The sequence below is a fragment of the Enterobacter sp. MG-EB028 genome (genome assembly GCF_056673305.1).
In genome coordinates this window covers 2,591,262-2,603,567 of record NZ_CP195079.1, presented here as the reverse complement: position 1 = coordinate 2,603,567, position 12,306 = coordinate 2,591,262, and the positions used below count along the sequence as shown (strand labels likewise).

Here is a 12,306-nt window from a genome sequence, read left to right as displayed (position 1 = left end):
ACCATCAGAACTGGTAAACCAGGCCTAATGCAACGACATCGTCGGTGCTGATGCCGTTGTTTTTGTAGAAGCTGTCATCTTCATCCAGCAGGTTGATTTTATAATCAACATAGGTGGACATGTTTTTGTTGAAATAGTAGGTTGCGCCTACATCTGCATATTTCACCAGGTCCTGGTCGCCCTGACCTTTACCCAGGTCTTTACCTTTTGACTGCAGATAAGAAATTGCCGGACGCATACCGAAATCGAACTGGTATTGCGCGGTCACTTCGACGTTCTGAGTTTTATTCGCCACGGCGTCGGTGTTATCACCATAAGGCGTCATGTTACGGGTTTCAGAATACATGGCGGCCAGATAGATATTATTGGCGTCATATTTCAGGCCAGCTGTCCAGGCATCTGCTTTGTCACCGCCCGCAGTGGTATGCGTAACCTGGTCGTTGGTACGGTCAGATGAGGCGTAGGCGGCACCGGCGCTGATCCCCATACCGAAATCATAGGTTGTAGAAATACCGAAGCCGTCGCCATTCTCATGACGCGTGTCGCGGCCGTTGTTGGTGCTTTCCTGATTGTTGCTGGCATCTTCATTGTTACCCTGATACTGCAGCGCGAAGTTCAGGCCCTGCACCAGACCATAGAAATCAGTGTTACGGTAGGTTGCCACGCCGTTAGCGCGGCCGGTCATAAAGTTATCGGCATAGGTGTAAGAGTCGCCGCCGAATTCAGGCAGCATATCGGTCCAGCCTTCCACGTCGTACAGTACGCCGTAGTTACGGCCATAATCGAAGGAACCGTAGTCACCCACTTTGACCCCCGCGAAGGCCAGACGCGTCCAGGACTGGTTATCAGACCCTTCGGTATTATTTGCCTGAATGTTATATTCCCACTGCGCGTAGCCGGTCATCATGTCGTTAATCTGCGTTTCACCTTTGAAACCCAGACGCATGTAGGTTTGATCGCCGTCTTTAGAGGCATCATCGGAGAAATAGTGCAGACCATCCACTTTTCCGTACAGATCCAGTTTGTTGCCGTCTTTATTATATATTTCTGCCGCATGCGCGGCGCCAGCCATTAACAGAGCCGGAATCATCAGAGCCAGTACTTTTCTTTGCATAGTGATATTCCTTTGCAGTTGTTTTTATTTGATTACCTGTTGAACTTCCCGAATAAGAAAGTTGTCTCATGCTAAATCACTCCTGTGGAATAGTAATAAAATAGAATTGTTACGAATTAAGTAAAATCTAAACCAGATAAAACTGCGGAAATGGTCATTTGCTTGATGAATGAGTTAAAATAAACCATATTAAATAAAAATTATTAATTAGCGGTTAAATCAGGTAATCTCTGCTCCGTTATATGCCTTTAAGATTATTTATCCATAATTATCGTGAATGTCTTTTGGGAAACTAAAGAGAGATTCATTAATTATCTGGATTAGCCCGATGTGAAAACATCGGGCTTTTTTTATGGAAAAAAATGCCCGGACGAGCCGGGCATAGGGTTTAGTCGCTGGTGGATTTTTCGGCTTTTCCTGCCAGCTGCGCCAGGAAGTCATACCGTTTTTGCAGATCCGCGGCGGCGTCTTGCCAGAGCTGCTCTGCCACCTCAGGCTGCTGCGCATTCAGGCGGCGGAAGCGCTGCTCCTGCATTAGCGTCTCTGCCAGGGCATCGGACGGCGGACGTGAATCCAGCGCCAGCGGTAATTTCCCCTCATCTGCACGACGCGGATCGAACCGGTAGAGCGGCCAGAAGCCGGTGGCCGTCAGTTGACGCATCTGATCGTGGCTGAGGGCCAGGTCGTAGCCATGCTCTTCGCACGGGCTGTAGGCAATGATCAGCGACGGACCCGGATACGCTTCCGCTTCCTGGATCGCTTTCACCGTCTGGTTAAGCTGCGCGCCCAGCGAGATTTGCGCGACGTAAACGTGGCCGTACATCATCATGCTCACGCCCAGATCCTTACGCGCCTTGCGTTTACCGTGCTCACCGAATTTCGTGACGGCGCCCAGCGGCGTGGCTTTCGACGCCTGACCACCGGTATTGGAATAACACTGCGTATCCAGGACCAGAATGTTGACGTTTTCGGTCAGGCTCAATACGTGATCCAGCCCGCCAAAGCCGATGTCGTAAGCCCAGCCGTCGCCGCCAATCAGCCAGATCGATTTTTCGACCAGGGCATCAGCGTCGGTCAGAAGCTGTTCAGCCCCGGCAACCCCCTGGAGGGCGTGACGCAGCTCGGCCACCTGCTCGCGGCGCACCTCGGGCGTGGCGTCAGCGTGTAGTGCGGCATTGAGTTCGGCAGGGATCTGCCCGGCAAACTGCTCCAGCAGGCGCATCACGCGCGCGCGGTGCTGGTCAACCGTCAGGCGGAAGCCCAGGCCAAACTCGGCGTTATCTTCGAACAGAGAGTTTGCCCATGCCGGACCGCGCCCATTCGCATCGGTGGTGTAAGGCGTGGACGGTAAATTACCGCCGTAGATCGATGAGCAGCCGGTTGCATTGGCAATCAACATCCGGTCGCCGTACAGCTGGGTAAGCAGCTTAATATACGGCGTTTCACCGCAGCCGGAGCAGGCACCGGAGTACTCGAACAGCGGCGTAATCAGCTGCGACGTACGAATATCAATGCGCTCCAGCTTGCTGCGGTCGATTTCCGGCAGGTTCAGGAAGAAGTCATAGTTCACTTTTTCTTCTTCAACGTGCTCAAGACGCGACATCATATTGATGGCCTTGATGTCCGGGTTCTGCCTGTCTTTCGCCGGGCAGACCTCAACGCACAGGTTACACCCGGTGCAGTCCTCCGGTGCGACCTGCAGAACGTATTTCTGGCCGCGCATGTCGCGGGATTTTACATCCAGCGAGTGCAGGCTGGACGGGGCATCTTCCATCGCTTCCGGTGACACCACTTTGGCCCGAATGGCCGAGTGCGGGCAGGCCGCGACGCAGTGGTTGCACTGGGTACAGAGCTCTTCTTTCCAGATGGGGATCGCTTCGGCGATGTTGCGTTTTTCCCAGCGCGTGGTGCCCATCGGCCAGGTTCCGTCCGGCGGCAGCGCAGAGACGGGCAGGGCGTCACCCAGCCCGGCCAGCATCGCGGCCGTCACGGTTTTCACGAAATCAGGTGCCGCATCCGAGACCACCGGAGGGCGATTCGGGCTGGCGTCATTTACCGGCTGCAGCGGCACCTCGAACAGTGACTCGCGCGCCAGCGCCAGCGCCTGCCAGTTACGCTCTACCAGCTCCTGGCCCTTGCTGCTGTAGCTTTTGGCGATGGCCCCCTGCAGTTCCACTAGCGCGCTGTCGCCCGGCAGGATATTGGTCAGATGGAAGAAGGCCATCTGCATCACGGTATTGATACGCGCGGCCAGGCCACATTCGCGGGCAATTTTCGCCGCGTTAACTACATAGAAACGGGCTTTTTTCTGGTTCAGCACCGTCTGTACTTCCTGCGGCAGGCGCGCCCAGACCTCATCGGCGCTGTAAGGCGTGTTGAGCAGGAAGATACCGCCGGGCTTCAGGCGCTCAGCCATCTGGTACTTGTCGATAAACTGCAGCTGATGGCAGCCAACAAAGTCGGCCTGAGAAATAAGGTAGGCAGAGCGGATAGGCTGCTCGCTGACGCGCAGGTGAGAAACGGTCAGACCGCCGGCTTTCTTGGAGTCGTAGACGAAGTAACCCTGCGCGTACCACGGCGTTGAATTGCCGATGATCTTGATGTTGTTTTTGGTCGCCGAGACGCTGCCGTCGCTGCCCAGACCGTAGAACAGCGCCTCAAGTTTGGCGGTCGAGGGCAGGGTGTTTTCCGGCAAGGGCAGGGAAAGATTCGTTACGTCATCATAAATACCCACCGTAAAGCGCGGCTTGGGTTTTGCTTCCCTTAGCTCGTTAAACACGGCCAGCACGCAGTCCGGCCCAAACTCTTTGGAAGACAGGCCATAACGACCGCCGATAACGCGCGGTAGCGTTTCACGTTCGCCGTTATTAAAGGCTTCAGCGAGGGCGGCCATCACGTCCAGATAGAGCGGTTCCGCGTGTGCGCCCGGCTCTTTGGTTCGATCGAGCACCGCCACAGTACGCGCGCTTTCCGGCAGCGCAGCGAGCAGATGTTTAGCCGAGAACGGACGGTAGAGACGCACTTTAAGCACGCCGACCTTTTCGCCGCGGGCCAGCAGCTCGTCAATGACCTCTTCACAGGTGCCGATAGCGGAACCCATCAGCACAACCACGCGCTCGGCCTGCGGGTGGCCGTAGTATTCGAACGGTTTGTACTCGCGTCCGGTTGCCGCGGCAAAGTCGTTCATTGCCTGCTCGACATGGTCATAAACCGCGTTGTACCACGGGTTTGTGGCCTCGCGGGACTGAAAATAAGTATCCGGATTTGCCGAAGTCCCGCGGATAACCGGGTGCTCCGGATTCAGAGCGCGGGCGCGATGCGCGTCGATTTCCGCTTGCGGCAGCAGATCCAGGATAGTCTCGTCCGCCAGCGGGACGATTTTGTTGATCTCGTGAGACGTACGGAAACCATCAAAGAAGTGAATAAACGGAACGCGGCTTTTAAGCGTGGCGATATGCGAAATTAAAGCAAAGTCCTGGGCTTCCTGAACGCTGCTGGCGCACAGCATCGCGCAGCCGGTCTGACGCACGGCCATCACGTCGGAGTGATCGCCAAAAATAGAGAGTGCGTGGGTGGCCACAGTACGCGCCGCGACGTGCAGGACGAAGGGGGCCAGTTGACCGGCGAGTTTGTACAGCGTTGGGATCATTAACAACAATCCCTGAGAGGAGGTAAACGACGTGGAGAGCGCGCCGGTTTGCAGTGCACCATGGACCGTGGCAATTGCTCCCGCTTCGGACTGCATTTCAACCACTCTCGGGACATCGCCCCAGACGTTTTTTAACCCGTTCCCCGCCCAGGCATCCGCCTGCTCGGCCATGGTAGAGCTTGGCGTGATCGGATAGATGGCGATAACTTCACTGGTGCGAAACGCGACTGAGGCAACTGCACCATTACCGTCAATAGTTTGCATAGGACGACACCCTTACATTGCGCAAAAACAGAGAGGCTGTCATAAGGCGACCAGCCCTGAATATTATCTCTGTAGTCTAGCAAACAGGGGGTTTTACGATTTTCGCTTTTGTGTCCTCGGTATTCTCACCATCAATGGTTAGATCAAACTTAGGGCGAAAAAATTGCGAGGAATTGTTTCAGTAGCGCATAAATACGCACTTCCGCTCTCGACGACACGGGATGTGATGCCTATTATGCTTAGGTTTCGCACTATTTACGGGGAAAAGAGCATGCGTTCAGCATTTTGGGTAGGGTGTGCCGCGTTATTGTTGTCGGCATGCAGTAGTGAACCTGTTCAGCAGGCCACGGCGGCCCACGTGGCGCCGGGAATGAAAGCGGCAATGTCCAGTTCAGGCCAGGCCAACTGTGCCATGATTGGCGGCTCGCTGTCCGTTGCCCGCCAGCTTGACGGTTCGGCTATCGGGATGTGCGCCTTGCCAAACGGCAAACGCTGCAGTGAACAGTCGCTTGCCGTTGGAAGCTGCGGTAGCTACTGATTACTCCGCGCGCTTAAACATCAGCGTCTTATCGGCCGTCGCCAGCGTCAGTTGGTCTTCAGTCAGGTCGACCTGCGCCCCTTTGCGCAGCATGTCGCCGATGGCCTGATCCAGCTCGTTAAGCTGCGGTTCGGTACAAAGTTTGCGAGTCATCGCCAGCGTTTTAACTTTTAGCTCACCTTCGGACAGCTTTCCCTGCCCGTTGAAGCGGTTACACATCTGGCCGGAAACGCTAATGTTATCAACGAGGCTAATATCGGGAAGCGCGTTAAAAGCGATCTCAGGCTGCGCGGTCATCCCCTTCACGGCTTTGCCGTCCACGTTTTCCAGTACAAAACGGTGGCTCTTCAGCTGATCCGGCTGAACGGATGCTTTGCCAGGATTAACGCAGCCGCTAAGGACAAGGCTGATAACACTTAACGCGATGAGCTTTTTCATTTTTCTTCTCAAATTATAAATTCTGTGAATCTTTTACCAGTGTAACGATACTCTGCGGTGCGTTAATGGGGTTTATCTGAAAGTGCGGGGTGGTGCCGGGCAACGCAGGGCTGCCCGGAATGAAGTTTAATGAGATTTAAACCCGGCAGCCGTCATCAGCATACGGAAGAGCATACTGACCGCTGCCAGCGCCAGTACGCTGCCGCCCCAGATAATGGCCAGCCACAGCAATCTTTTCCAGACAGGTTGTTGCATCAGTGATAACCCTCCCCAGGCTGAACTTTGCCGCGAAAGACGTAGTAGCTCCAGAAGGTGTAGACCAGAATGACGGGAATGATCAACAGAGCGCCCACCAGCATAAAGCCCTGGCTTTGCGTCGGGGCGGCGGCCTGCCACAGGGTGATTGACGGCGGTATAATATGCGGCCAGATGCTGATCCCAAGCCCGCTAAAGCCGAGGAAAATCAGCCCCAGCGTCAGAATAAACGGACGAGTATGGCTATCAGGATTACTCAGGCAGCGCCACTGGTAGAGGCTAAACATGACGACCAGGGCAGGGACCGGCAGCAGATAAAACAGATTCGGCAGCGTAAACCAGCGCGCCGCGATGACCGGGTGCGCCAGAGGCGTCCAGAGGCTGATCGCCGCGATAAACGCCAGCAGCACGATTAACAGCGTTTTCGACACCTCACGCATCCGCTGCTGTAGTGCGTTTTCGCTTTTCATCACCAGCCAGGTCGAGCCTAACAGCGCGTAGGCCACCACCAGACCCGCGCCGCAAAACAGGCTGAACGCGGTAAACCAGTCAAAGGGGCCGCCGGTATAGGCCCTGCCAGTCACGGTAAAGCCGTTAATGACGGCACCCACCGTCACGCCCTGGGTAAAGGTCGCCAGAACGGAACCGCCAATAAACGCCTTATCCCAGAAAGGACGGTGGGCCGGCGTGGCTTTAAAGCGAAACTCAAATGCCACACCGCGAAAAATAAGTCCGATCAGCATTAACGTCAGCGGAATAGTGAGGGCATCAACGATCACCGCATAGGCCAGCGGAAACGCGCCGAACAGGGCAGCACCGCCTAGCACCAGCCAAGTCTCATTGCCGTCCCAGACCGGCGCGACGCTGTTGACCATCACGTCGCGATCGTCGGCGTTTTGCGTTGCCGGGAACAGAATACCGATCCCCAGATCAAACCCGTCCATGACGATATACATCAACGTGGCAAAGACGATGATGACAAACCAGATAATGGAAAGATCGATACCCATTATGGCTGCTCCTTCTGTTCAGTTGTGACGGCAGAAAGCGGGCGCGTCGGGCGTCCGTCGGCCTCGGTGGCGAATGATTCATACGGCTGTGGCCCTTTTCGGATGAGGCGCACCATATAGCTGTAGCCCACGCCGAATACCGAGGTGTAGACGACGAAGAAGGCCAGCAGGCTCACGCTCATATGCAGATCGCCATGGGCAGAAACCGCATCCTTCGTTCGCTGAAGCCCATAAACCACCCACGGCTGGCGGCCCACTTCGGTGGTGACCCATCCGGCCAGAATGGCAATCAGCCCGGACGGTCCCATCAGCAGCGCAAACCACAGGAACGGACGTGAAGAATAAACCCGCTTTTTATAACGCAGCCAGAGCGCCGCTACCCCAAGCAGCAGCATCAGCATCCCTAAGCCCGCCATAATGCGGAACGACCAGAAAACGATGGTGGAATTAGGACGATCCTCCTTTGGAAACTCTTTGAGCGCAGGGACCTGTTTATCCAGGCTGTGCGTCAGGATAAGACTACCCAGCGCCGGGATCGCCAGTCCAAAGCGAGTGCGCTCCTGCTCCATATCCGGCCAGCCAAACAGCAGCAGGGGGGTAGGCTCGCCCGGCGGGTTTTCCCAATGGCCTTCAATGGCGGCAATCTTGGCGGGCTGGTGCTTTAAGGTGTTCAACCCGTGCATATCGCCAACCAGGGCCTGGAGGGGGGCGACAACCAGCGTCATCCATAGCGCCATCGAAAACATCGCCCGGATGGCGGGGGTATTATTCCCGCGCAGCAGGTGCCATGCCGCAGATGCACCGACAAACAGGGCGCTACTCAGGAATGCCGCAATCGACATATGCAGCAGGCGGTAGGGGAAGGAGGGGTTAAATACCACAGCGAACCAGTCCACCGGCACGACCTGACCATTGACGATCTCGTAGCCCTGCGGGGTCTGCATCCAGCTGTTCGAGGAGAGGATCCAGAAGGTGGAGATAATGGTGCCCAGCGCCACCATGCAGGTGGAGAAGAAGTGCAGACCTGGCCCCACTTTATTCCAGCCGAACAGCATCACGCCGAGGAACCCGGCTTCGAGGAAGAAGGCAGTAAGCACTTCATAGGTCAGCAGCGGGCCGGTAATGCTGCCCGCAAACTGTGAAAAGCCGCTCCAGTTGGTGCCAAACTGGTAGGCCATCACCAGCCCGGAGACCACGCCCATGCCAAAGTTGACGGCGAAAATCTTCGACCAGAAATGGTACAGCGAGCGCCAGACCGGATTTTTTGTTTTCAGCCACAGCCCTTCGAGCACGGCAAGATAACTTGCCAGGCCGATGGTGATGGCCGGGAAAATAATGTGAAAGGATACGGTGAAGGCAAACTGTATCCGTGCAAGGTGAAAAGCATCTAAACCAAACATGCAAAACTCCGCGATGTAATTATGTCGATGCCATTCTAAGCCGCGCCAGCGCTGGGTTGCAGAGACAGACCTGGGTTATTTATCTATAACAGTTTTCTTGCCTGCCTTTGCTTTATATTGCCGGGCGGCAATATTTCCGCCCAAGGGAGGTTCATTTTCGTAATGCCCAGAGGTAAATCAACATGGTATTGAGCAAAAATGAGAGGATGAAAAGCAACAGTGTATAGCTTTCACTCCATTCAAGTTCAGTCATAAAGCCAAAATGGCTGGTGAAGAGATGATAAAGTAATACATCAGGCATGAAGTAACATACAAGTGAGTAAATAACAAACAGCATCAATGTTTCAACAACCCAGGTCAGGGTATGCTTTTTTGCATTCATCAATATACCTGTATTGTTCCAAGTGCATCTAACCCAGCAGTAACTTTAAACGTGCCGGATGCCAGTAGACCATGCATCAGAATTCTGTAATGGGAGTGATTTGGCAACGTAATACATCCATTGCTAATCCCAGACTGTCCCGCCGGGTGTAACCGGAAAGAACCACGCTCAACATTATTGATAAAAGTTCTGTCGTCAATGTGAGTATCGTGGCGGTAAAGAGCAAACCAAAAGTCACGGTTTGATCCGCTTTCTAACGCTTTAATTGCGTCATGCCAGTGAGTAACAAAACCGCCTCGTGGACGTTTCACGATATAATAGAGTCCTGGGGGTAAGGGGCCCACCTCAGGAGTCGCAACGGCATTAGGATTATTTCTGTTATGCCCCGAATTTCCAGAATACGCGGGGAAAAAGCCTAAGCCGGGGCAACTCAAAGTGGAAAGCTGATAGCCATTCAAATGAAAAGTGCACCGAATCATCTGTCTTTCCACTCGTCAGAAAAAATAATATTACCGTCGCAGTGTTTCCATGTTATTTTTTCGTAACGCAGGGCGATACTTTCCAGATGGTTATGCTTCTCCGTTGCCGGGTTTTTAATATCATGCATGAGTGGACATATAGAGACGACTTTGACATTTTCTAGCTGCATATTGAAGTATTCAACTTCCTGCCCGGAATCGTTGATCTTATACCATTTAAATTCAGCCCCTTTCAGCGTCTGACCTTTTGCAACGGCTTTGTAGAGATAGGGACTTGAACTGTCGAATTCCTTCTCAAAAACGAGAGCTGTATGAATACGGGTACCAGTAATTTTCCCCGTCATGTTATCTGTCGGTAGATGCAGTCCATGACCGAATCCCAACACCTCAATACTTCCTTCCCGATCTTGTACATCAACAGCGCCTTTGATATCTGCGCCGCCATCATCTTTCAGCCAAAGGTATGCTGGAATGGCCATATCAAACTTCTTTTTTCATTAACAATTCATGTTTAACGAATGTTAATACTCCCTGTGAGTGAAGGTTATTAGGCAAAAAGTGTCATGTAAAATATTTATATTTCATTGATTTATAAGTGTTTTACTTGCGATTGACTGAACCTATAGTTAGTGCCAGCCTTAGTGTTTCTGAATAAAAACTGTATTTTTATGATTTTTACGCATAAAACCGCTTGCCTTGTCGTCTGCGCCGTGCGTTAATGGTCTTCTGGTTTTGAGTCCAAATAAATATCTGACGTAGTTTTATAAAGCAGTTCTCATCACGTTGTGCCTCTCCGCAGCCTCTCTTGGGTCTTTATCTACATTCCGATTAGTTTTGTTTAAAACCATTATGCCCAATCGGCCCATTAGTAATTTACGTTTTTACGTTTTTACGTTTCAGGAGAATCCTATGACTTCTTATATCCATTTTCGCTGCCCATGCTGCCATGGTTCGCAGTACCGTACCTCAGCCTTTGACGTGTCTGAGAAAAACCCGTTTGGCGCGAAATGCATTTTTTGCAAATCGCCGATGATTACGCTCGACCACCTGGCCGCCGCACGCTCCGCTCAGAGCCACGTGACCGAATACCGTAAGTAATTCATCTTCCAGACTATAACAGTTAGCAAAATCTTCTCTTTTTCTCCTGCTGATATACACTGTCGGCAATAAGGAGAATCTGATGAAAAAATACCAGCGTCTGGCGCAACAAATTATCTCGCAGATTGAGCTTGGCGTATGGCTGCCGGGCGATAAGCTGCCTTCCCTGCGAGAACAGGTGGCAAGCAGCGGCATGAGCTTTATGACCGTTGGCCACGCGTATCAGATGCTGGAAAGCCAGGGGCGCATTGTCGCCAGGCCGCAGTCGGGCTATTACGTTGCCTCGCGCCCGACCGCACAACAGCCTGCGCCGCCTGCCCAGGTAATGCGTGATGAAGCGGTAGATATCAACACCTATATTTTCGAGGTCTTACAGGCCAGCCGCGATCCGTCCGTTGTTCCTTTCGCTTCCGCCTTTCCCGATCCCCGACTTTTCCCGCTTCAGCAGCTCAACCGCTCGCTGGCAAACGTCAGTAAAACCGCTACCGCAATGAGCGTGATTGAGAACCTGCCGCCCGGTAACGCTGAACTCCGTCACGCCATTGCGCGCCGCTACGCGCAACAGGGGATGAACATCTCGCCGGACGAAATTGTCATTACCGCAGGCGCCCTTGAAGCCCTGAACCTGAGTTTGCAGGCGGTGACAGAGCCAGGAGACTGGGTGATTGTCGAAAACCCCTGTTTCTACGGCGCGCTGCAGGCGCTGGAGCGCCTTAAGCTAAAAGCGTTGTCGGTCGCCACAGACGTGCGGGAGGGTATCGACCTGAATGCGCTGGAACAGGCGCTGAACGATTACCCGGTAAAAGCCTGCTGGCTCATGACTAACGGCCAAAACCCGCTTGGCTTTACGCTGAGCGCAGAGAAAAAAGCGCGTCTGGTCGCGCTCCTGACGAAGAACAACGTCACCCTGATCGAGGACGATGTCTACAGCGAGCTCTATTTTGGCCGGGAAAAACCCCTTCCGGCGAAAGCCTGGGACCGGGAGGAGATGACGCTGCACTGCTCGTCCTTTTCAAAATGCCTGGTGGCCGGTTTTCGCATCGGCTGGGTGGCGGCAGGAAAACACGCGCGACGCATTCAGCAGCTGCAGCTGATGAGCACCTTATCAACCAGTTCTCCCATGCAGCTGGCGCTGGTGGACTACCTGGCGACCAAGCGCTACGACGCCCATCTGCGCCGCCTGCGACGCACGCTCGCCGAGCGGAAACAGCAGGCCTGGCAGTCACTTCTGCGCCATATGCCTGCCGGCGTCAAAATTCACCACAACGACAGCGGCTACTTTTTATGGCTGGAACTTCCGGCGCAGCTGGACGCGGGCCTGCTCAGCGAAAAGGCCTTAACGCACCACATCAGCATTGCGCCTGGAAAGATGTTTTCCACCTCTGACGCGTGGACGCCGTTCTTCCGCTTTAATACGTCCTGGGCATGGGGCGAGCGGGAAGAGCAGGCGGTCATTCAGTTAGGTAAATTAATTAGCACGATGCTGGAATAATCCTTCCCTCGTTATTTAAATAATCATTTCTTATCCTGATGACGGCAAGGCGAATATTTTTCGGTGCCATATCATATGAAATCTGCATACCGGCCTTCGCGTCTAACTCCTTGTCTATAATCCAGTTAACGGGGAATGCGTCCTCGGTCACACCTTGATGAAATTTCCTTAAGCCGAACGGTGCGGC

Annotated in this window: 12 protein-coding genes; 3 read left to right on the top strand and 9 right to left on the bottom strand. The window is 53.7% G+C overall.

Annotation, left to right across the window (positions count from 1 at the left end; all coding sequences use genetic code 11):
- Positions 1-4 precede the first annotated feature (4 nt).
- Both ompC and nifJ read right to left on the bottom strand, forming a co-directional pair.
- Positions 5-1,114: a porin OmpC gene (gene ompC, locus ACR42C_RS12350; RefSeq protein WP_479984157.1), complete on the bottom strand. Its 1,110-nt coding sequence runs from the start codon at positions 1,112-1,114 to the stop codon at positions 5-7.
- Between the two features lie 388 nt (positions 1,115-1,502).
- Complete coding sequence (gene nifJ, locus ACR42C_RS12345) at positions 1,503-5,027, bottom strand: pyruvate:ferredoxin (flavodoxin) oxidoreductase (protein WP_479984156.1); 3,525 nt, start codon at positions 5,025-5,027, stop codon at positions 1,503-1,505.
- Positions 5,028-5,298: 271 nt separating this feature from the next.
- On the opposite strand from nifJ, the gene ACR42C_RS12340 reads away from it, so the two are divergent.
- On the top strand, positions 5,299-5,565 hold the full coding sequence (locus ACR42C_RS12340; protein ID WP_028013313.1) for a putative hemolysin: 267 nt from the start codon (positions 5,299-5,301) through the stop codon (positions 5,563-5,565).
- Here ACR42C_RS12340 and hslJ read toward each other — a convergent pair whose 3' ends face one another.
- From hslJ to ACR42C_RS12305, 7 genes are all read right to left on the bottom strand, one after another.
- Positions 5,566-6,003, bottom strand: a complete 438-nt coding sequence (gene hslJ, locus ACR42C_RS12335; protein WP_116339600.1) for a heat shock protein HslJ — start codon at positions 6,001-6,003, stop codon at positions 5,566-5,568.
- 126 nt (positions 6,004-6,129) lie between these two features.
- Complete coding sequence (locus ACR42C_RS12330; RefSeq protein ID WP_008501283.1) at positions 6,130-6,258, bottom strand: DUF2474 domain-containing protein; 129 nt, start codon at positions 6,256-6,258, stop codon at positions 6,130-6,132.
- Positions 6,258-7,268: a cytochrome d ubiquinol oxidase subunit II gene (gene cydB / locus ACR42C_RS12325; RefSeq protein WP_479984155.1), complete on the bottom strand. Its 1,011-nt coding sequence runs from the start codon at positions 7,266-7,268 to the stop codon at positions 6,258-6,260. Before cydB ends, ACR42C_RS12330 begins: the two co-directional genes overlap by 1 nt.
- A complete protein-coding gene (locus ACR42C_RS12320; protein ID WP_116339604.1) occupies positions 7,268-8,668 on the bottom strand; it encodes a cytochrome ubiquinol oxidase subunit I in 1,401 nt (466 codons plus the stop codon). Before ACR42C_RS12320 ends, cydB begins: the two co-directional genes overlap by 1 nt.
- A gap of 151 nt (positions 8,669-8,819) precedes the next feature.
- A complete protein-coding gene (locus tag ACR42C_RS12315; protein WP_316379243.1) occupies positions 8,820-9,050 on the bottom strand; it encodes a hypothetical protein in 231 nt (76 codons plus the stop codon).
- Complete coding sequence (locus ACR42C_RS12310; RefSeq protein ID WP_479984154.1) at positions 9,050-9,529, bottom strand: DUF2778 domain-containing protein; 480 nt, start codon at positions 9,527-9,529, stop codon at positions 9,050-9,052. The genes ACR42C_RS12315 and ACR42C_RS12310 overlap by 1 nt, the downstream gene beginning before the upstream one ends.
- A complete protein-coding gene (locus tag ACR42C_RS12305) occupies positions 9,526-10,008 on the bottom strand; it encodes an Hcp family type VI secretion system effector (RefSeq protein WP_316379241.1) in 483 nt (160 codons plus the stop codon). Before ACR42C_RS12305 ends, ACR42C_RS12310 begins: the two co-directional genes overlap by 4 nt.
- A gap of 430 nt (positions 10,009-10,438) precedes the next feature.
- Between ACR42C_RS12305 and ymcF the strand changes: the two genes are divergently transcribed.
- A complete protein-coding gene (ymcF, locus tag ACR42C_RS12300; protein ID WP_058654517.1) occupies positions 10,439-10,627 on the top strand; it encodes a cold shock small protein YmcF in 189 nt (62 codons plus the stop codon).
- Positions 10,628-10,709: 82 nt separating this feature from the next.
- Entirely contained in the window at positions 10,710-12,119 is a 1,410-nt protein-coding gene (locus tag ACR42C_RS12295; RefSeq protein ID WP_316379240.1) for an aminotransferase-like domain-containing protein, read from the top strand.
- Positions 12,120-12,306 lie beyond the last annotated feature (187 nt).

Coding starts and splice junctions, on each gene's coding strand:
- ACR42C_RS12330 (WP_008501283.1), bottom strand. CDS start 6,258: ATGCAACAACCTGTCTGGAAAAGATTGCTGTGGCTGGCCATTATCTGG.
- ymcF (WP_058654517.1), top strand. CDS start 10,439: ATGACTTCTTATATCCATTTTCGCTGCCCATGCTGCCATGGTTCGCAG.
- ACR42C_RS12305 (WP_316379241.1), bottom strand. CDS start 10,008: ATGGCCATTCCAGCATACCTTTGGCTGAAAGATGATGGCGGCGCAGAT.
- ACR42C_RS12315 (WP_316379243.1), bottom strand. CDS start 9,050: ATGAATGCAAAAAAGCATACCCTGACCTGGGTTGTTGAAACATTGATG.
- ACR42C_RS12340 (WP_028013313.1), top strand. CDS start 5,299: ATGCGTTCAGCATTTTGGGTAGGGTGTGCCGCGTTATTGTTGTCGGCA.
- nifJ (WP_479984156.1), bottom strand. CDS start 5,027: ATGCAAACTATTGACGGTAATGGTGCAGTTGCCTCAGTCGCGTTTCGC.
- ACR42C_RS12295 (WP_316379240.1), top strand. CDS start 10,710: ATGAAAAAATACCAGCGTCTGGCGCAACAAATTATCTCGCAGATTGAG.
- hslJ (WP_116339600.1), bottom strand. CDS start 6,003: ATGAAAAAGCTCATCGCGTTAAGTGTTATCAGCCTTGTCCTTAGCGGC.
- cydB (WP_479984155.1), bottom strand. CDS start 7,268: ATGGGTATCGATCTTTCCATTATCTGGTTTGTCATCATCGTCTTTGCC.
- ompC (WP_479984157.1), bottom strand. CDS start 1,114: ATGCAAAGAAAAGTACTGGCTCTGATGATTCCGGCTCTGTTAATGGCT.
- ACR42C_RS12310 (WP_479984154.1), bottom strand. CDS start 9,529: ATGATTCGGTGCACTTTTCATTTGAATGGCTATCAGCTTTCCACTTTG.
- ACR42C_RS12320 (WP_116339604.1), bottom strand. CDS start 8,668: ATGTTTGGTTTAGATGCTTTTCACCTTGCACGGATACAGTTTGCCTTC.